Below are 18,744 nucleotides of genomic sequence, written 5' to 3'. Positions count from 1 at the left end.
CCTCGCGAAAAATGCTCGGCAACTGGGAAATGGTGGCGCGGCTGACGCTCGCGGCGGTGATGGGCAGCGTCATCGGGTTCGAGCGCGAGCGGCTGCTCTGGGCGGCGGGCCTGCGCACGCACATGCTGGTCTGCGTCGGCGCCTGCCTGATCATGCTGGTCTCGGCCTACGGGTTCTCCGACGTCCTCGGCCAGGCGCATGTGGTGCTCGACCCCTCGCGCGTGGCGGCACAGGTGGTCTCGGGGATCGGCTTCCTCGGCGCGGGCACGATCCTGCTGCGCGGGGAGGTGGTGAAGGGCCTCACCACCGCCGCGAGCCTCTGGGCGGTGGCGGCCATCGGGCTCGCGGTGGGCGGCGGCCTCTACGTGCCGGCGCTCGCCTCGACCGTCCTCGTCATCGCCATCCTGGCGGGGGTGAAGCCCATCGAGGAGCGCTGGCGCGAGCGGATGCAGGGGCGCACCCTGCGGCTCGTGGTGCGGCAGGGCGAGATGTCCCTCGACGTGCTCCACAGCCTCACCGGGGAGCGCGCCTCGCGGGTGCGGCAGTTCATCGTCCGCCCCTCCGGCACGGACGGCATGGAGGAGGTCGTCGTCTCCTTCGTGCGCCTGTCGCAGACGAGCGTCGACGCCATCGCCGCGACGCTGCGCGCGCAGCCCGGCGTCGAGACGGTGGAGAAGATCTAGGCCGCTGTCCCGTTGCCGAGGAACAGCCGGTAGGCCGGGTTGCCGGTCTCGTCGACGCAGGGGTAGCCGAGCGCCTCGATGGCCGCGTCGAAGCGGGCGCGCTCGGCCTCCGGCACCGAGATGCCGGCAAGCACCCGGCCGTAATCGGCGCCGTGGTTGCGGTAGTGGAACAGGGTGATGTCGAAATCCTCGCCGAGCCGGTCGAGGAACTTCATCAGCGCCCCCGGCCGCTCCGGGAACTGGAAGCGGTAGAGCCGCTCGTCCGGCAGGCCGCTGGCGCGGCCGCCCACCATGTAGCGGATATGGACCTTGGCCATCTCGTTGTCGGAGAGGTCCTGCACCCCGTAGCCGGAGCCCGAGAGCGCCGCGATCAGCTCGTGCTTCTCCGGGACGCCGCCGGGCAGGTTCACGCCGACGAAGATATGCGCCTGCGCCCCTTCCGCGTGGCGGTAGTTGAACTCGGTGATGGCGCGGGGCCCGAGCGCGGCGATGAAGGCGCGATAGGCGCCCGGCTTCTCGGGGATGGTGACGCCGAGCAGCACCTCGCGCTGCTCGCCGATCTCGGCGCGCTCGGCGATGTGGCGCAGGCGGTCGAAATTGAGGTTGGCGCCCGACGAGACGGCCACCAGCGTGCCGGTGCCGCCGTTCTGCGCGGCCCAGAGCTTGGCGCCGGCCAGCGCCAGGGCGCCCGAGGGCTCGGAGACGGCGCGGGTGTCGTCGAAGATGTCCTTCACCGCCGCGCACATGGCGTCGGTGTCGACGGTGACGACCCCGTCGAGATGCTGCCGGCAGAGCCGGAAGGTCTCGTCACCCGCGCGGCGCACGGCGACGCCCTCCGCGAACAGGCCGACGCTCGGCAGCGTCACCGGCTCGTTGGCGTCGAGAGCCGCCTTCATGCAGGCGGCGTCGTCCGGCTCGACCCCGAAGACCTTGGTCTGCGGGCGCAGGTACTTCACGAAGGTGGCGATGCCGGCCGCCAACCCGCCGCCGCCGATGGGCACGAAGATCGCCTCGATGGGGGCCGGGTGCCGGCTCATGATCTCCATGCCGATGGTGCCCTGGCCGGCGATCACGTCCGGGTCGTCGAAGGGATGCAGGAAGGTCATGCCGTCGGCGGCTTCCCGGCGTCTCGCCTCCTCCAGCGCCTCGTCGAAGGTGTCGCCGTGGAGCACGACTTCGGCGCCGCGCGCCCGACAGGCGTCGACCTTGATGGCGGGCGTGGTGCGCGGCATCACGATGACGGCGCGGGCCTTCAGGCGCTGCGCCCCGAGGGCCACCCCTTGCGCGTGGTTGCCGGCCGAGGCGCAGACGATGCCGCGCGCGAGCTGCTCGGGGGAGAGCCCCGACATCTTGTTGTAGGCGCCGCGCAGCTTGAACGAGAACACCGCCTGCAAATCCTCGCGCTTGAGCAGCACAGGGCGCTTCAGGCGCGCGGAGAGGCGCGGCATCGGATCGAGCGGGCTCTCGACGGCGACGTCGTAGACGCGGGCGTCGAGGATCTTGCGGATGTAGTCGGTCACGGCATGTCCGGGCGGTCGGGATCGAGCCGGAGATAGACCCTCGCTCCGCGCAATGCGAGCCGGCTTGCCCGCGCCTGCGTCAGAGCAGCCGGTCGATCAGCGCCGCGAGCCAGACCAGCGCGGCGATTCCTTGCGCGAAGAAGGCTCCGGCGGAGGCCAGATCCTTCACCGTGCCGATGGCGGCATGGTGATCGGGATGGAGATGGTCGCAGAGCTTCTCCACCGCCGTGTTGAGGAACTCGGCCGAGAGCATCAGCAGCAGGCTCGCGACGAGCGCGACGCGCACCCACAGCCCCGAGCCGAGCAGCAGCGCCAGCGGAAGCCCGAAGGCGAGCAGGACGAGTTCCAGCCGCACGGCCCGCTCGGTGCGCGCGCCGTGCAGGAGCCCGCGCCAGGAATTCAGGAAGGCGATGTAGAGCGCGTGCATGGAGCTAAGGGCCGTCCGGCGCGGCCCGCGCGATCCAGCGGGCGAGGATCGGGCCGGTGACGAGCACCACGAACAGCCGCAGGGTCTGCACCGCCAGCACGAAGGACACGTCCGCCGTCGAGCCGACCGCGATGATCGCCACCGAATCGAGGCCGCCGGGGCTGGTGGCGAGGAAGGCAGTGAGGAAGTCGATGGGCAGGATATGGGTCAGCGCGACGGCCCAGCCTCCGCAGAGCGCGATGACTCCGAGGGTCGCCGCAAGGATGCCGGGGAGCGCGTGGATCGTCTCGCGCACGGTCTCGCGGGTGAAGCGCAGGCCGACATACCAACCGATCACCGCATAGGCCGCCTCCAGCAGCGGCCCCGGCAGGTCGATGCGGGCGAGCCCGCTCGCATGCAACAGCGAGCCGATCACCATCGGGCCGATCTGCGCGCCGGCCGGCAGCTTCAGAAGAACGCCGGCCATGCCCCCGACGATGGCGACGGCGAGCGTCGCGAGCACGGAGGCGAGCTCCGGGTCGGCCGAGCCGCCGCTCGCCGGCGGGGCCGTGGCGATCAGCCGGGTGACGATCGAGGCCGAGAGCACCACGGCGACGACGCGCACATACTGCATGAAGGCGACGAGGCGCGGATCGGAGCCGTAATCCTCGGCCATGGCGACCATGGCGGCGGCGCCTCCGGGGGACGAGCCCCAGGCGGCGGTGGTGCCGGGCAGGACGCGCAGGCGCGTCAGGACCAGCCCGACGACCGCGCCGGCCGCCACCGTCAGCAGCACCACGACGAGCATCACGGGCCCGTCCGTCACCAGCATCCGCGCGGTGTCGGTGGTGACGGCATGCGCGACGAGGCAGCCGATGATCGCCTGCGCGCCGAGGAAGGCCGGGCGCGGCATGCGCAGGTCCGCCCCCGAGGCGCCGAAGGCGATGGCCGCCAGCATCGGCCCGAGCAGCAGCGCGGCGGGAAACCGCGCCATGGACAGGCCGGCCGCCAGGAGGCCGGACAGGGCGAGGAGGGCGGCCCAGGAGAGGAGGGTGCGATGGGTGGGCAAGAGGCTGTTCGGGGAGACCCGGTGTCGGCTTGGGCGCTACACCGGATCGCTCACGCTGTCACGGCGCCTCGCCCTCGCGGCAGGCGACGGTGCCGGCCGGGGCCTGCCCGCGCAGGAAGGCGGCGAGATGGGAGAGCCCCGCCGCGCGCGGATCGCTGGAGCGCCAGACCAGGGCGATGGTGCGGCCCGGCCCGTCCGCGTCGAAGCCGCGCAGGGCCACCAGCCCGCTCGGGTCGGGTCCCGAGGGGACGGCCAGCGCCGGCAGCAGGGTGTAGCCGGCCCCGGCCGCCACCATGGAGCGCAGGGTCTCGAGGCTGGTGGCATGGCGCCCGGCGCCGTTGCCCGCCCCGCAGGCCGCGACCGTCTGGTCGCGCAGGCAGTTGCCCTCGTCCAGCAGCAGCAGGTCCGGCCCGGCGATGTCGGTGGCGCGCAGCGCGCCTCCCTGCGCGAGGGCGTGGTCGGAGGGACAGGCGAGCCAAAACGGCTCCACGAAGAGCGGCGAGACGCTCAGGCCCGAGGTCGGCAGCGGCAGCGACACCAGGGCCGCGTCGATGCGGCCGTCGCGCAGACCGTCGAGGATCTCGGCGGTGCGCGCCTCGCTGAGCGCCAGGGAGAGCAACGGGTATTCGTCGCGCAAGGGCCGCAGCACCAGCGGGAAGAGATAGGGCCCGAGCGTCTGGATCGCGGCGAGCACCAGGCGGCCGGTGAGCGGCGCCCCCCGGCCCTCGCTGGCGAGGGCGAGCAGGCGCTGGGCCTCGGCCAGCACCGCGCGGGCCTGCCGGACGATGACCTGCCCGGCGGGCGTCAGCAGCACCCGCCGGTTCGAGCGTTCGAACAGCACGAGGCCGAGGGTGCCCTCGAGCTTGCGCACCTGCACGCTCAGGGTCGGCTGGCTGACGTTGCAGCGCTCGGCGGCGCGCCCGAAATGCCCCTCGTCGCAGACGGCCACCACGTATTCGAGGTCGCGCAGGGAGAGGCCGGCCAGATTCATAGGCCATGCCTATCATGTTCTTTGCGACGATGCATTTGCCAGCGATCCGGCGGAGCGTCATAAGGGTTTCCGAGAACGGTTCCAGGCTGGATGCGCGATGGCGCGTCGCCTAGGCGCCGTCCGTCACCTTCGAGGAGAGTTCACCGCATGAGCGAGCATCGCCCCACGCTGACGACCCGGCAGGGCCATCCGGTCCGCGACAACCAGAACACCCGCACGGTGGGCGAGCGCGGCCCGGCCACCCTTGAGAACTACCAGTTCATCGAGAAGATCACCCATTTCGACCGCGAGCGGATCCCCGAGCGGGTCGTCCATGCCCGCGGCGCCGGCGCCCACGGCTATTTCGAGGCCTACGGCAAGATCGGCGACGAGCCGGCCTCCAAGTACACCCGCGCCCGCGTGCTCAACGAGACCGGCGTGAAGACGCCGATGTTCGTGCGCTTCTCCACCGTCGCCGGCGCCAAGGAATCGCCGGAGACCGCCCGCGATCCGCGCGGCTTCGCCGTGAAGTTCAAGACCGTCGACGGCAACTGGGACCTCGTCGGCAACAACCTGAAGGTGTTCTTCATCCGGGACGCGATCAAGTTCCCCGACATGATCCACGCCTTCAAGCCCGATCCGGTGACGAACCGGCAGGAGGCGTGGCGCTTCTTCGACTTCGTGGCCGCGCACCCCGAATCGATCCACATGGTGACGCATCTCAAGTCGCCCTGGGGCATCCCCGCGAACTACCGCGAGATGGAGGGCTCGGGCGTCAACACCTACAAGCTCGTCAACGACCAGGGCGAGGCGGTGCTCTGCAAGTTCCACTGGATCCCGAAGCAGGGCGTGCGCAACCTGACCTCGCCGGAAGCGGCGAAGATCCAGGGCGAGAATGTCGGCCACGCCACGCAGGACCTCTACGACAACATCGCAGCCGGCAACTTCCCCGAGTGGGAGTTCGCGGTGCAGATCATGCCCGACGGCCCGAACGAGCACCTGTCGTTCGATCCGCTGGACGACACCAAGCTGTGGCCGGTGGAGGACTTCCCGCTGCGCCCCTGCGGCCGGATGGTGCTCGACCGGGTGCCGGACAACTTCTTCGCCGATGTCGAGCAGTCGGCCTTCGGCACGGGCGTGCTCGTGGACGGCATCGACTTCTCGGACGACAAGATGCTCCAGGGCCGGACGCTGTCCTATTCGGATACCCAGCGCTACCGCGTCGGCGCCAACTACCTGCAACTGCCGATCAACGCGCCCCAGGCGGGCGTGAAGGTCCATTCGAACCAGCGCGACGGGCAGATGACCTACACGGTCGACGCCCACGGCAAGAACAAGCACATCAACTACGAGCCCTCCACCATCGGCGAGGGGCTCGCCGAGGCGCCCAAGCGCAAGGAGTACCATCAGCCGGTGTCGGGTGAGCTCGGCCGCTACCAGACCAGCCGCACCGAGGACGACTACACCCAGGCCGGCGTGCGCTACCGCTCCTTCGAGGCGTGGGAGCGCGACGACCTGATCGCCAACCTCGTCGACGACATGAAGCAGTGCCCGGAAGCCATCCAGCTTCGGATGGTCTGGCACTTCTCCCATGCCGACGCCGATTACGGCCGCCGTGTCGCGGAAGGCGCCGGCATCGACCTGCAAAAGGCTCTCGCGCTGCCGCCGCTGCCGGGCCGCGCCGCGCCGGGCAAGCGTCTCGTGCAGGAGACCTTCACGGACGGCACGCCCGCCCACAAGGTCGCCGCCGAGTAGGCCTCGCGGCTTTTCGCGAAACACCGTCAGCCCGTCCGGCCTCCTGGCCGGGCGGGTTTTTTGTTTCTTGAGCTTCTCGCGGCCGCCGCGAGAGGTTGGCATTGCCTCGCCCCGGCCGATAGCGCGACCGTATGCTCTGCGGCCGTCGCTACCTTGCCGCCAGCCCCGAAAGCTGGCGGGCTTTTTCATTGCGTCATTGGAACTTGCGCTTCTTGAAGGCCGCAACGTCCACCGCTGTCAGCTTGAACCATTCGCCGTTCGCCCGACGATCTTCAAAGCGAAGATGCCAGTAGGCTTCAATGCCGGGCGGATCGTCGGTTCGGATCGTGTGGAATAATTCGGCCTTGTCGGGCAAAGCAATGGTGATTTGTTTGAAGCGTCGTTCGACGTCGTCGCTGCGGCCGATCTTATAGAAGTCGCCAGATTTAATGAGATATACGAACCCTTCGACCGGCTTCGATGAGAAGCGTGGCGTAGTTGGCATTGAAGCGACCGCAGGAAGCATCGATGCAATGTCAGCGTAAGCGGGGTCTTCGGTCACACGCTTTGCTAAGGCGGCAACAAGTTCGTCGCGTCGTCCGAAATGGCGCTTTATCGTGTTGTCAGGGGGAATTTTGGGATTGGACCGGCGATACAGCATCAATTCGTCGCGCGTCGGCAATCGGCTAAAGTGCCGGATACCCGCAATAACACCATTCAACACGTCGTCGGGATCGAGCTTTCCGGTCCAATCGTTCGGCTCAAACCCGGCTTCCTTGAGCGCATCGCTCCATCGTGCCCAATGCCGACCGCGCCATTGGTGTTCAGTAATGCCCGTCTCTTTGGCGAACAGCTTTTGCCCCGGAGCCTGCCCGCCATTTGCCGAAGCTAACCGTCGGATCTCTTGAAGGATGAAGTCGCGCATACCGAAAAATTAGATCGTAGTTGCGTCGAACGGAACTACGATCTTAACCGTTTCCAGCGCTCGTTCGGCATGGTGTAGGTTGTGGGCAGATTTGCCGATGCGCAAATTTTCTCAATAAAATCAATGTTTTTTGATAGCAGAGGAGGGGGCTCCAGGGATCGCAGCGGCTTCTGGAGGGCTCCTTCGAGGCTGCTTTCGCAGCGCCTCAGGATGAGGTCCAGGATGGGAGAACGAGACCTCTCGGCCGAACTCTGATGGCGGAAATACGAGGCCGCCGACGCGGACCGGAGGGGTCAGGCCGCGCGGCGCGCCGCCTCCAGCGTCAGGCCGATGCCGACGGAGCCGAAGGTGTCGCCCTCGACCACGCGGGCGCCGGGCAGGCAGGCGACGATCGCCGCGCGCACATGCGGCACGCGGGTCGATCCGCCCGTCAGGAACACGGCGTCGATCGCCGCGCGTCCGAGCCCCGCCTGCCGCAGGCAGCCCTCCACCCGCTCGGCGATGCGCCGGGCGAGGGTCTCGGTCTGCGCGGCGAGGCTGGCGCGGTCGACGCCGGCGGCGAGACCCGTCTGCGCGAAATCGAGCGCGATCCCGGCCGTGCCCCCGTCCGACGCCTCGATCTTGGCCGCCTCCACGGCGGCGGCGAGGGCATGCCCGCGCTCTGCCTCCACCACCGCGCGCAGGCGCGAGACGAGATCGGGCCGGGCGCAGTCGCGCACCGTCTCGTCGATCTCGCGCAGGGTCTTGGCGTTGTAGAGCCGGTTGATGCTCGACCAGGTGGCGAGGTCGTGGAAATAGCCGCTCGGCACGTCGAGCTCGCGCCGCTTCATGGGGCTGCCGAGGCCGAGCAGCGGCATCACCGTGCCGAGGCTGAGCTGGCGGTCGAAATCGGTGCCGCCGATGCGCACGCCGTCATTGGCGAGGATGTCGTCGGCGCGCTCGGCGCGGGCGTGGCGCTCGGGCGAGAGCCGCACGATGGAGAAGTCCGAGGTGCCGCCGCCGATATCGGCGATGAGGGCGATCTCCTCGCGCGTCACCGAGCGCTCGTAGTCGAGCGCCGCCGCGATGGGCTCGTACTGGAACGACACCGCGCGGAACCCCACCGCCGCTGCGATCTCTGCAAGCGTGTCCTCCGCCCGCCGGTCGGCCTCGGCGTCCCCGTCGACGAAATGCACCGGGCGGCCATGGACCACGGTGTCGAGGGCCTCCCCCGCCTCGGCCTCGGCCCGCGCCTTCACCGCCGCGAGGTAGCGGGCGATGACGTCGCGGAAGCGCAGGCGCTCGCGGCCGAGCGGTGTCGTCTCCTCGATCAGGCCGGTGCCGAGCACCGATTTGAGGCTGCGCATCAGGCGGCCGGGCCGGCCGTCCACATAGGCCGCCATCCCCGCCCGGCCGATCACCGGCTCGCGGCCCGGCTCGAAGAAGATCGCGCTCGGGATCGTGACATGCGTCCCTTCGAGGCGCGCCAGGGTCGGCACCCCCGAGACGATGCGGCCGAGGGTCGTGTTGGACGTGCCGAAATCGAGGCCACAGGCCGCCATCGGAAAGATCTCTGCCAAGGGTCGAGGGGCGGGTGCCCTACAGGGCCGGAGTCCCGAGGTCCAGGGGCCGGCGTCGCGGGGCACCGTTGCGCGGAGGCGATGCGGGAGGGGCGATGGGGATGGAGCGATGCAAGAGCATTGCCGGGGGCTGGCGAAGCCGGGCCACCGCTCCACCTTGGGCGGACCATCCCGCCAGCCGGAGCCGCCATGCCCCTCGTCGTCCCCGTGATCCTCGGCAGCGTCCGCTCCGAGCGCCAGGGCATCCGCGCCGCCCGCTTCCTCGTCGGCAAGCTGGAGGGCCGGGGGCACGAGGCCCCGCTCGTCGACCCGGCGGAGCTGAAGCTCCCGCTCCTCGACAAGATGTACAAGGAGCATCCGAAGGGCGCCGCGCCCCCGGTGCTCGAAGGGCTCGCGGCGCTGCTGCGGCGGGCGGACGCCTTCGTCGTGGTCTCGGGGGAGTACAACCACTCGATCCCGCCGGCCCTGTCGAACACGCTCGATCACTTCCTCGAGGAGTATTTCTGGCGCCCCTCGGCGATCTGCTGCTACTCCGCCGGCCAGTTCGGCGGCGTGCGCGCGGCGATGCAGCTGCGCGCGATGCTCGCCGAGCTCGGCACCCCGAGCATCCCCTCGCTGCTGCCGATCCCGCGCATCGGCAAGGCCCTCGACGAGACGGGCAAGCCCGCCGAGGAGTGGCTCGGCAAGGCGGCGGGCAAGTTCCTCGACGAGCTGACCTGGTACGCCGAGGCGCTGAAGGCGCGGCGGGCCCAAGGCACCCCCTATTGAGGCACCCCGTATCAAGGGCGGGGCCGGCCTTGGCACCGCGCTTGCCCTGCCGTCGCGACAGCGCGGAGACGACATGAGCGACATCGGCCGGACCGTCCGAACCCTCCTTGCCAGCGTCGTGAAGGCGGCGCTGATGGGAGACGACCGCGCCAGCCTGCTCTGGCGCGAGGAGGCGGTGCGCGCCCTCGATACCATCCGGGCGCAGGCCGGGGCGGCCGCCGCGTTGACATTCGACGGGCTCTGGGTGCTCGCCGTGCGGGAGGCGGAGGCGCCCGAATACGCGGACCAGGAGGGGCGGGTCTCCTTCGGCCTGCCGGTCCAGTGCCCCTTCACCCTGCCCGAGCTGCTGGCCCCCGGCTTCGATGTGGACGCGGCGGTGGAGCGGGTGCGCAAGTCCGCCGCCACGGGATGACGTGGTGCGGGATGACGTGTTGACTGGCGCCCCCGCGCCGTTGCCCGCGAGGCGCGGGGCGACCATGTAGGACGGGCGCGGGGCTCCATCGCATCCGCCCCTCCCCCAACCCAGGCGCGCGACCCGGCGCCGCGAGCGACGGTATCTTGGCCAGACGCATCCCCAAAGGCCCCTCTCTGCCCAAAGGCCCCCCTCTGCCCAAAGGCCCCGCGCTGCGGAAGCGCCGCGCGGCGGAACCCGGCGAGCCGCACGAGGCGGCCCTTCCCACGCGCGAGCAGATCCTCGCCTTCATAGCCGGCGCGCAGGAGAAGGTCGGCAAGCGCGAGATCGCGCAGGCCTTCGGCATCAAGGGGTCGGACCGGATCGGGCTGAAGCGCATCCTGAAGGAGATCGAGGAGGACGGCCTCATCGAGCGCGGGCGCGGCGGGCTCGGCAAGGCGGGGCGGCTGCCCTCCGTCGTCGTGGCCGATATCCGCTCGCGCGACCGGGACGGCGAGTTCCTGGCCTTCCCCGCCGAGTGGGACGCGGCCCACGGCAAGCCGCCGGTCATCGTCGTCTCGCCCCCGCGCGGCGGGCGCGGCGCGCACCGGCCGGCGCCGGGCATCGGCGACCGCGCCCTGATCCGCGTCGAGCCCGATCCCGAGCGCGAGAACCGCTACGCCGGCCGCGTCGTCAAGGTGATCGGCAAGAACAAGGCCGCCGTCATCGGCGTCTTCCGGGCCGGCGCCCAGGGCGGGCGCATCCTGCCGGTGGAGAAGCGATCCCAGGGCAAGGAGATCCTGATCCCGCCCGGCGAGGAGGGCGAGGCGCGCGACGGCGACCTCGTCAGCGTCTCCGTCGAGCGCGAGACCCGCTTCGGCCCCCCGCGCGGGCGGGTGCGCGAGCGTCTCGGCTCGCTCGGCTCGGAAAAGGCCGTGAGCCTGATCGCGCTGCATCTCCACCACATCCCGCACGTCTTTTCCGCAGCGACCCTGGCGGAGGCCGACGCGGTGAAGCCCGCGACGCTCAGGGGCCGCGAGGACTGGCGCTCCGAGCCACTGCTGACCATCGACCCGCCCGACGCCAAGGACCACGACGACGCGGTGATGGCGTCTCCCGATCCCGACCCGGAGAATCCCGGCGGCTTCGTCGTCACCGTCGCCATCGCGGATGTCGCGGCCTATGTGCGCCCCGGCAGCGCCCTCGACCGCGAGGCGCTGGAGCGCGGCAACTCGGTCTATTTCCCCGACCGGGTCGTGCCGATGCTGCCAGAGCGCATCTCGAACGACCTCTGCTCGCTGCGCGAGGGCGAGGACCGCCCGGCCATCGCGGTGCGCATGGTGATCGCCGCCGATGGCACCAAGCGCCGCCACAGCTTCCACCGGGTGACGATGCGCTCGCGCGCCAAGCTCTCCTACGCGCAGGCGCAGGCCGCCATCGACGGGCATCTGGACGAGACCACGGGTCAGTTGCTGGAACCGGCGCTGCGCCCGCTCTGGGCCGCCTACGCGGCGTTGAAGGCGGCGCGCGACAGGCGCGGCCCCCTCGCCCTCGACCTGCCCGAGCGCAAGGTGCTGCTCGGCCCGGACGGCGCCGTCGACCGGGTGATCGTGCCGGAACGCCTCGACGCGCACCGGCTGATCGAGGAGTTCATGATCCAGGCCAACGTCGCCGCCGCCGAGACCCTGGAGGCCGCCAAGCAGGCCCTGATCTACCGCGTCCACGACGAGCCGGCGCTCGAGAAGATGCGCGCGCTCGGCGAGGTGCTGGCCTCGGTGGGCATCAAGCTGCCGAAGGAGGGGGCGCTGCGGCCGGCGCTGTTCAACCGCATCCTCGGCACCGTGGCGGAGACCGAGCACGCGACCTTCATCAACGAGGTGGTGCTGCGCTCGCAGGCCCAGGCAGTCTACGCCGCCGAGAATCTCGGGCATTTCGGGCTGAACCTGCGCCGCTACGCGCATTTCACCTCGCCGATCCGCCGCTATGCCGACCTCGTCGTCCACCGCGCGCTCATCGCCGCCTGTGGGCTCGGCAAGGACGGCCTGTCGCCGGATGTGTCGGCGGCCGAGCTGGCGCAGATCGGCGAGCAGATCTCGGGGGCCGAGCGCCGGGCCATGGCAGCGGAGCGCGAGACCATCGACCGGCTCATCGCCCACCATCTCGCCGACCGCGTGGGCGCGGTCTTCAACGGCCAGATCGCGGGGGTGACGCGGGCCGGGCTGTTCATCAAGCTCGACGAGACCGGGGCGGACGGCTTCGTGCCCATCTCGACCATCGGCGCCGAATATTTCCGCCACGAGGAGGCGCGCCACGCGCTGGTCGGCGAGCGCAGCGGCGAGACGTTCCGCTTAGGCGACCGGGTGGAGGTCAAGCTGGTAGAGGCGGCGGCCGTCGCGGGCGCGCTCCGCTTCGAGATCCTGAGCGGCGGCAAGCCCCGCTCGGGCAAGGGGGCGGGCAAGACGGCAAGCATGCCGAACGCCCGCGCGAAGGGCCCCCGGCCGGCGCCCCGTCCGAGCGAGACCCGCCATCGCGGCAGCCGCCGGCCGAAGGGGCGGTGAGGGCAGCACCGTCAGGATTCGCAATCCGCTCGAATGCAGCGGGCCTGCTCGAATGAAAGGGAAGCGACCACAGTAAAGATCGTCCCGTTCTTGTCAGCGGGCCTTTCCGTCGCGGACGAACACGATGTCGCCCATCCCCTCCTCGTAATGGATCAATCCCGCTTCTCCGGTCAGAACCATCACGCCCGAAGACAGGAAGCCACCTCCGAGCATTTCGACCGTCGGCATATCCCAATCTTCATAGCCGCTCGCAAATTGACGGCGATCGAAATCGCAAACGACGATGCCAGGCATGCCATCGGCGATCACCTCATCGCCGATCTTCATCACCTGCCCCGCAGCATAGTTCATCGGATCGCATCCTGTGGCGGGTGCATGGTCGCATGGAATGCTCCTGCCGGAATACGGAAATCAGCCAATTAAGCCGGCTCGATATCTAAGTCGAAACGGTAGCGGACGCCGTCCTTGACCCTGCCCATCCGGCGGATAAGACGAAACTCCGAGCTGGCGCTAATCGCGAGACGCTTCCCATGCGAGTTCCTCTCGCCGCCGCCCTCGGCGCGCTCGCCCTCCTCGCCGCCGTCCTGCCGGCGCGTGCCGAGGACCGGCGGGACTGGGCGCGCACGGTGTCGGCCCACATCGTGCGCTTCCTGAAATACCCGCGCTCGGAGAGCCGGGAGGGCCAAGCGGGCCGGGCGATGGTCGGCTTCAAGGCCGACCGCGCGGGCCATGTCCACGACGTCGCCATCGCCACGAGCAGCGGCCGTCCCATCCTCGACCGCGCCGCCGTCGCGGCGGTGAAGGCGGCCGATCCCGTGCCCGCGCCGCACTGGCTGAGCGGAAACGAGACCATCTCGCTGGTGCTACCGGTCTCCTTCAAGCGGTGAGACGATGGGCGCCGTGGACAGGCGCCCCGCCGCTCCCTAGGACTCGTCTCCCTAGGAGTCGTGGCCATGACCGAGACCGACGCCCTCCCCCGCAGCGGAATCGTCCCCTCCATGATGCGGGGCTTCCGCTGCCGCTGCTCGCATTGCGGCGAGGGGCGCATGTTCGGCCGTTTCCTCAAGGTGCGGCCGAAATGCGAGTCCTGCGGCCTCGAACTGCGCCACCACCGGGCCGACGACCTGCCGCCCTATGTGGTGATCTTCATCGTCGCCCATATCGTCGGCTACCTGATCCTGGAGACGGAGCTGCGGCTCGACGTGCCGCTCTGGGTCCAGCTCGCGATCTGGCCTCCGGTGACGCTGGTGCTGGCGCTTGCCCTGCTCCAGCCGGTGAAGGGCGCGGTGGTCGGCCTGCAATACGCCCTTGGCATGCACGGCTTCGCCACGCTACCGAGCGGGGCGCGGCCGAACCTGGATGCCGCCGGGGAGGCGACGGGTGCAGCCATCGACGGACGGATCTCGCCGGCCCCCCTCGCCTGACAAGGCGGCCCCGCGCGTCCTGAGACCGCGCGACGCCGCGACCCTCATCGTCATCGACCGGCGCGGACGAAGCCCGAAGATCCTGATGGGCCGGCGCAACCCCGGCCTCGCCTTCATGCCGGGCAAGTTCGTCTTCCCCGGCGGCCGCATCGAGCCCGGCGACCGCAGGATGCCCGTGGCAGGCGCCCTGCCCGAGCGCAGCGAGAGCGCACTCCAGGCGATGATCGCCAAGCCGCCGCTGCATCTCGGCCGGGCGCTGGCGCTGGCCGCCCTTCGCGAGACCTACGAGGAGACCGGCCTCCTCGTCGGCACCACCGATTACGGGCCGCCGGAGCAGGCGCCGGAGGGGTCGTGGCGGGCCTTCCAGGCGCATGGCGTGATGCCGGACCTCGAAGCCCTGCATCTCGTTGCCCGCGCCATCACGCCGCCCGGCCGCCCGCGCCGCTTCGACACCCGCTTCTTCGCCGTCGACCGCACCGGCGTCGCGGCCGAGGCGCCGGGCGTCGTCTGCGACACCGCCGAGCTCGTGGAGCTCGCCTGGGTGAAGCTCGCGGACGCCCGCAAGCTCGAGCTGCCCTACATCACCGGCGTCATCCTCGACGAGCTGGAGGCGCAGATCGCCGGCGGGTTCGCCCCGCACCGGCCGATCCCGTTCCATTTCCAGCGCCACGGCAAGCGGGAGCGGGTGCTGATCTGAGCCCCGTGGACGCCGCGACCGAGATCCGGGCCCGCAATGCCGCCATCACGGCGGCGATCACCTGCGTCGCGGTGGTGGGCATCGGCCTGAGCCTGACCATCCCGCTGCTCTCCATCGCCATGGCGCGGATGGGCGCGTCGAGCACCCTCGTCGGCGTCAACACCGCTGTCGCCGGGCTCGCCAGCATCCTGACCGTGCCCTTCGTGCCCCGGCTCGCGGCGCGCGTCGGCGTGGTGCGGCTCCTGCTGGCGGCAATCGGGCTCGGCGCGGCTTGCCTCGCCGCCTTCCCGCTGCTGCCCTCCCTCGGCGCCTGGTTCGTCATCCGCTTCCTGTTCTCCACGAGCCTGGGGGCGCTGTTCGTGCTCTCCGAGTACTGGATCAGCGAGGCGGCGCCCCCGGCCCGGCGCGGGCTGGTGATCGGCATCTACGCCACCGTGCTCTCGGTGGGGCTCGCGGTGGGGCCGGCGCTGCTCTCGCTGCTCGGCACGGAGGGGGCAACGCCCTATCTCGCCGGGGCCGGGCTGTTTCTCGCCGGGATGCTGCCGCTCCTCCTCGCCCGCGGCCTCTCGCCGGGCATCGCGCACGACCCCGCCCTGCGATTATCCGGCTATCTGCGCCTCGCGCCCACCGCGACGCTGGCGGCCTTGGTCTACGGCGCCGTCGAGACGGGGGGATTCGCCATCCTGCCGCTCTACGCACTGCGCTTCGGCCATGCGCCGGAGACGGCGGCGGGACTGGTGAGCGCGCTGGCGCTCGGCAACGTGGTCTTCCAGATCCCTCTCGGCTGGCTCGCCGACCGTATCGACCGCCGCATCGTGCTGGCCGCGGCCAGCCTCGGCGGGGGGCTGCTGGCGGCGCTGATCCCCCTCGCGGCGGCCTCCGCGCCGCTGCTCGTGGCGCTGCTCTTCGTCTGGGGCGGGCTCGTCGGCACGCTCTACACGGTGGGGCTCGCCCATCTCGGGGCCAGCGTGAGCGGGCCGGCCCTGGCCGGCGCCAACGCCGCCTTCGTGATGCTCTACAATGTCGGGCTGATGCTCGGGCCGCCGGTGATCGGGGGCGGCATGGACCTGATGCCGCCGCACGGCTTCGCGGTCGCCGTCGCCGCGGTGGTGCTCGCCTACGCCGCCGGGCTCGGCGCGGCGCTGGCCCGGCGGCCGCGATAGCTCCCAGCCGGGCGCCTCGGCCTTGACGCAGGCTCCCCGATCGGGCATTGAGCCGCCCGTATTCGGCCGGGCCCTCCCGGCCCTTTTGCGTTTCGCTCTGATGCGGAATGCCGCACTCGCTTCAGGAGCGTCCGCCATGGCCAAGGCCGTCACCGTCAAGATCAAGCTCATCTCGACCGCCGACACGGGTTACTTCTACGTCACCAAGAAGAACTCCCGCACGCAGACCGAGAAGCTTTCCATGAACAAGTACGATCCGGTCGTGCGTAAGCACGTCCCGTTCAAGGAAACCAAGATCAAGTAAGCCGCCCGTCACGCGGACCGGCCGAAGAAAAAGCCGCCCCGGAGACGGGGCGGCTTTTCGTTTGCGCGGATGAACCGGCTATGATGGCGGCCGCTTGCTCGGTGCCGGCGGCCTACTTGCCGCTGGGAGCCGCGCCGCTGCCCGTCGCCGCGTTGCCGCTGTTGTCGCCGCCCGGCGCGCCGGTGGTGGCGTTGTTGTGGCTGTTCGGGGTCGTCTGGGCGAGGGCGGCGCCGGTGGTGGCGACGGCGAGGGAGAGGGCCAGCGCGGCGGCGCCGAAGGTCTTGATGGTCATTTGAAATCCTGTTCACGAGACCGGCAGCGGCCGGCTTGGTGACAGATCCAACCGATCATCGGCGATCCTGTTCCGATATTTTCCGGCTCCTCACCTGACGGCGCGGTCCGGCTCAGGCGGCCTGCGCCTCGACCCGGTTCCGGCCCGCGCCCTTGGCCCGGTAGAGGGCGAGGTCGGCGCGCTTGAGGAGATCCTGCGGGCCGGCATCGCCGGGCTCGCGCACCGACACGCCGATGGACACCGTGACCGGGATGCTGCGGGTGGCGCGCTGCACCGAGAAGGGCTGCGCCTCGATTCGCTCGCGGATGCGCTCGGCGATGACGCGCGCCTCCGCCAGCCCGGCATCGGGCAGGATGATGACCACCTCCTCGCCGCCGTAGCGCGAGACGATGTCGATGCCGCGAGTGAGCAGACGGACCCGCTCGGCGAAGGTGCGCAGCACCTCGTCGCCGGCCTCGTGGCCATAGGTGTCGTTGATCGCCTTGAAGCGGTCGATGTCGAGCATCAGGGCCGCGAGCGGGCGCTGGCGCAGCGCCGCGTCGCCGAACAGCGCGCCGAGATGGCTGTCGAGATAGCGCCGGTTGTGCAGCCCCGTGAGCCCGTCGGTGACGGCGAGTTCCATGGACGCCTGCACGGCGCCGCGCAGCACCTCCGAGAAGCGCTTGCGGCGAACCTGGGTGCGAACGCGCGCCAAAAGCTCGTTCCGGTCGATGGGCCGCATCAGGTAATCGTGCACGCCGAAATCGAGCCCGCGCACGATCCGCGCGCGGTCGTGCTCCTCGGCCAGCATGATGATCGGCACGTTGCGGGTGCGGTGGAGCGAGCGGAGCTGGCTGCACAGGCGCAGCCCGTCGTGCTCCTGCGCGTCGAGGCTCACGAGGATGACGTCGAACTGGCCCTCCGGCGCCTTCATGAGCGCCGCCTGCGGGTCCGCCTCGACGGTGACGGTGTGGTGCTGGCTGAGCGCCGAGACCATGCGCTCGGCGGCCGCCCGGCGGCTCTCGACGATGAGGATGTTGGCGTTCTGGCCCGTCTCGGCGGCGGCGGCGGCGAGCGGATCGCCCATGCCGAAATCGCGCGAGGCCATGGCGCGGCTGCGCAGCTCGTCGGTCATCGCCTTGAGCCGCACGAGGCTGCGCACCCGCGAGAACAGCGCGGTGTCGTCGATGGGCTTGGTGAGGAAGTCGTCGGCCCCCGCGTCGAGGCCCTTGAGCCGATCGGAGGGCTGGTCGAGGGCCGTGACCATGACCACCGGCAGATGCGCGGTGATCGGGCTCGCCTTGAGCCGCCGGCAGACCTCGAACCCGTCCATGCCCGGCATCATCACGTCGAGGAGGACGATGTCGCAGAGGCCCTTCTCGCAGATCGCGATGGCGTCCGGGCCGTTCATGGCCGCGACCACGTCGAAATACTCCAGCGAGAGCTTGGTCTCGAGGAGCTTCACGTTGGGGAAGAGATCGTCGACGATCAGGACGCGGGCGGACATCGAACCTCGCCGTTGGTGCGTGGCCCCGCGTACCGCTCAGCCAGCGTCGCCAAGATACTGGCGAACCGTTGCCAAAAACTTCGCGACCGAGATCGGCTTCGAGAGATAGGCCTGGCAGCCACCCTCGAGGATGCGCTCCTCGTCGCCCTTCATGGCGAAGGCGGTGATGGCGATGACCGGGATGTCGCGGATCGCCTCGTCGTCCTTGATCCACTTCGTCACCTCGAGGCCCGAGACCTCGGGGAGCTGGATGTCCATGAGGATCAGGTCGGGATGGTGGGCGCGCGCCAGCTCGATCGCCTCGACGCCGTTGGCGGTCTTAAGCGTGGCATAGCCGTGCGCTTCGAGGAGATCGTTGAAGAGCTTCATGTTGAGCTCGTTGTCCTCAACGATCAGCACCGTCTTGGGCATGAGGCATTGTTCCAGGCGCGCGGGGCGCTCATCCTCGACGGACATTCCGGCCCGCCGCCCCGTCGTGATACGTGACACATGTTGATGAAACGCAAATCGATTCAAGCCCCTGATCCGGCAGAACATCTGGCGCTCGACGTTCTCAACTGGTTGATCGCCGACGAGGAGCGCCTCGGGAGCTTCCTGAATGCCTCCGGGATCGACCAGAGTAACCTGCGTCAAAGCCTGCGCGCGCCCGGCTTCCTCGGCGCGGTGCTCGACCATGTGATGGGCGACGAGGCCATGCTGCTGGCCTGCGCCGATTCGCTCGGGATCCGCCCGGAGCGGATCGCGGACGCCTGGCGGCGCACGGCCCCGCCCGAGCCGGACGATCCCTTCTGATGC

At 70.2% G+C, this 18,744-nt stretch carries 21 protein-coding genes; 11 read left to right on the top strand and 10 right to left on the bottom strand.

Annotated elements, in window-relative coordinates:
* Positions 1-11 precede the first annotated feature (11 nt).
* Positions 12-683: an MgtC/SapB family protein gene (locus ACP56T_RS05130; protein ID WP_430911045.1), complete on the top strand. Its 672-nt coding sequence runs from the start codon at positions 12-14 to the stop codon at positions 681-683.
* Here ACP56T_RS05130 and ilvA read toward each other — a convergent pair.
* The 4 genes from ilvA to ACP56T_RS05110 form a co-directional block, all read right to left on the bottom strand.
* Positions 680-2,203, bottom strand: coding sequence for a threonine ammonia-lyase, biosynthetic (gene ilvA, locus ACP56T_RS05125; protein WP_430911044.1), 1,524 nt, complete (start codon positions 2,201-2,203; stop codon positions 680-682). The genes ACP56T_RS05130 and ilvA overlap by 4 nt on opposite strands.
* Positions 2,204-2,282: 79 nt before the next feature.
* Entirely contained in the window at positions 2,283-2,630 is a 348-nt protein-coding gene (locus ACP56T_RS05120) for a diacylglycerol kinase (RefSeq protein ID WP_430911043.1), read from the bottom strand.
* 4 nt (positions 2,631-2,634) lie between these two features.
* Entirely contained in the window at positions 2,635-3,678 is a 1,044-nt protein-coding gene (locus ACP56T_RS05115) for an AbrB family transcriptional regulator (RefSeq protein ID WP_430911042.1), read from the bottom strand.
* Positions 3,679-3,736: 58 nt separating this feature from the next.
* Positions 3,737-4,669, bottom strand: coding sequence for a LysR substrate-binding domain-containing protein (locus ACP56T_RS05110; protein WP_430911041.1), 933 nt, complete (start codon positions 4,667-4,669; stop codon positions 3,737-3,739).
* Positions 4,670-4,816: 147 nt separating this feature from the next.
* Between ACP56T_RS05110 and ACP56T_RS05105 the strand changes: the two genes are divergently transcribed.
* Positions 4,817-6,403 (top strand): catalase, encoded by a 1,587-nt coding sequence (locus ACP56T_RS05105; protein ID WP_430911040.1) that lies wholly within the window; start codon positions 4,817-4,819, stop codon positions 6,401-6,403.
* Positions 6,404-6,596: 193 nt separating this feature from the next.
* Here the strand turns inward: ACP56T_RS05105 and ACP56T_RS05100 are convergent, their stop codons facing one another.
* Together ACP56T_RS05100 and ACP56T_RS05095 are read right to left on the bottom strand one after the other, a co-directional pair.
* On the bottom strand, positions 6,597-7,307 hold the full coding sequence (locus ACP56T_RS05100; protein ID WP_430911039.1) for a GIY-YIG nuclease family protein: 711 nt from the start codon (positions 7,305-7,307) through the stop codon (positions 6,597-6,599).
* Between the two features lie 293 nt (positions 7,308-7,600).
* A complete protein-coding gene (locus tag ACP56T_RS05095; RefSeq protein ID WP_430911038.1) occupies positions 7,601-8,848 on the bottom strand; it encodes an Hsp70 family protein in 1,248 nt (415 codons plus the stop codon).
* Positions 8,849-9,055: 207 nt separating this feature from the next.
* Here ACP56T_RS05095 and ACP56T_RS05090 point away from each other — a divergent pair, with 207 nt between their 5' ends.
* The 3 genes from ACP56T_RS05090 to rnr all read left to right on the top strand — a co-directional run bounded on the left by ACP56T_RS05090 (position 9,056) and on the right by rnr (position 12,583).
* Complete coding sequence (locus tag ACP56T_RS05090; protein ID WP_430911037.1) at positions 9,056-9,634, top strand: NADPH-dependent FMN reductase; 579 nt, start codon at positions 9,056-9,058, stop codon at positions 9,632-9,634.
* Positions 9,635-9,707: 73 nt separating this feature from the next.
* Complete coding sequence (locus ACP56T_RS05085; protein WP_430911036.1) at positions 9,708-10,046, top strand: hypothetical protein; 339 nt, start codon at positions 9,708-9,710, stop codon at positions 10,044-10,046.
* Positions 10,047-10,258: 212 nt separating this feature from the next.
* Positions 10,259-12,583 (top strand): ribonuclease R, encoded by a 2,325-nt coding sequence (gene rnr / locus ACP56T_RS05080; RefSeq protein WP_430911231.1) that lies wholly within the window; start codon positions 10,259-10,261, stop codon positions 12,581-12,583.
* A 93-nt stretch (positions 12,584-12,676) separates the two neighbouring features.
* Here the strand turns inward: rnr and ACP56T_RS05075 are convergent, their stop codons facing one another.
* Entirely contained in the window at positions 12,677-12,934 is a 258-nt protein-coding gene (locus tag ACP56T_RS05075) for a hypothetical protein (RefSeq protein WP_430911035.1), read from the bottom strand.
* Between the two features lie 179 nt (positions 12,935-13,113).
* Between ACP56T_RS05075 and ACP56T_RS05070 the strand changes: the two genes are divergently transcribed.
* The 5 genes from ACP56T_RS05070 to rpmG all read left to right on the top strand — a co-directional run bounded on the left by ACP56T_RS05070 (position 13,114) and on the right by rpmG (position 16,171).
* Positions 13,114-13,470 (top strand): TonB family protein, encoded by a 357-nt coding sequence (locus ACP56T_RS05070; RefSeq protein ID WP_430911034.1) that lies wholly within the window; start codon positions 13,114-13,116, stop codon positions 13,468-13,470.
* A gap of 66 nt (positions 13,471-13,536) precedes the next feature.
* Positions 13,537-14,007: a DUF983 domain-containing protein gene (locus ACP56T_RS05065; protein ID WP_430911033.1), complete on the top strand. Its 471-nt coding sequence runs from the start codon at positions 13,537-13,539 to the stop codon at positions 14,005-14,007.
* Positions 13,943-14,704, top strand: a complete 762-nt coding sequence (locus tag ACP56T_RS05060) for an NUDIX hydrolase (protein WP_430911032.1) — start codon at positions 13,943-13,945, stop codon at positions 14,702-14,704. Before ACP56T_RS05065 ends, ACP56T_RS05060 begins: the two co-directional genes overlap by 65 nt.
* Positions 14,701-15,867, top strand: a complete 1,167-nt coding sequence (locus ACP56T_RS05055; RefSeq protein ID WP_430911230.1) for an MFS transporter — start codon at positions 14,701-14,703, stop codon at positions 15,865-15,867. Before ACP56T_RS05060 ends, ACP56T_RS05055 begins: the two co-directional genes overlap by 4 nt.
* 136 nt (positions 15,868-16,003) lie before the next feature.
* Complete coding sequence (gene rpmG, locus ACP56T_RS05050) at positions 16,004-16,171, top strand: 50S ribosomal protein L33 (protein ID WP_430911229.1); 168 nt, start codon at positions 16,004-16,006, stop codon at positions 16,169-16,171.
* A gap of 112 nt (positions 16,172-16,283) precedes the next feature.
* Here rpmG and ACP56T_RS05045 read toward each other — a convergent pair whose 3' ends face one another.
* From ACP56T_RS05045 to ACP56T_RS05035, 3 genes are all read right to left on the bottom strand, one after another.
* Positions 16,284-16,463, bottom strand: coding sequence for a hypothetical protein (locus ACP56T_RS05045; RefSeq protein WP_430911031.1), 180 nt, complete (start codon positions 16,461-16,463; stop codon positions 16,284-16,286).
* A gap of 112 nt (positions 16,464-16,575) precedes the next feature.
* Positions 16,576-17,949, bottom strand: a complete 1,374-nt coding sequence (locus tag ACP56T_RS05040) for a PleD family two-component system response regulator (RefSeq protein ID WP_430911030.1) — start codon at positions 17,947-17,949, stop codon at positions 16,576-16,578.
* A 36-nt stretch (positions 17,950-17,985) separates the two neighbouring features.
* The gene (locus ACP56T_RS05035; protein ID WP_430911029.1) at positions 17,986-18,360 is read right to left on the bottom strand and encodes a response regulator; all 375 of its coding nucleotides are present in this window, start codon (positions 18,358-18,360) and stop codon (positions 17,986-17,988) included.
* Between the two features lie 78 nt (positions 18,361-18,438).
* Between ACP56T_RS05035 and ACP56T_RS05030 the strand changes: the two genes are divergently transcribed.
* The gene (locus tag ACP56T_RS05030; RefSeq protein WP_430911028.1) at positions 18,439-18,741 is read left to right on the top strand and encodes a DUF3572 domain-containing protein; all 303 of its coding nucleotides are present in this window, start codon (positions 18,439-18,441) and stop codon (positions 18,739-18,741) included.
* Positions 18,742-18,744 lie beyond the last annotated feature (3 nt).

This window comes from Methylobacterium endophyticum (assembly GCF_050591105.1).
Lineage (GTDB): Bacteria > Pseudomonadota > Alphaproteobacteria > Rhizobiales > Beijerinckiaceae > Methylobacterium.
Note: the sequence above shows the minus strand (reverse complement) of the source record. Positions and strands in the feature narration are given on the sequence as shown.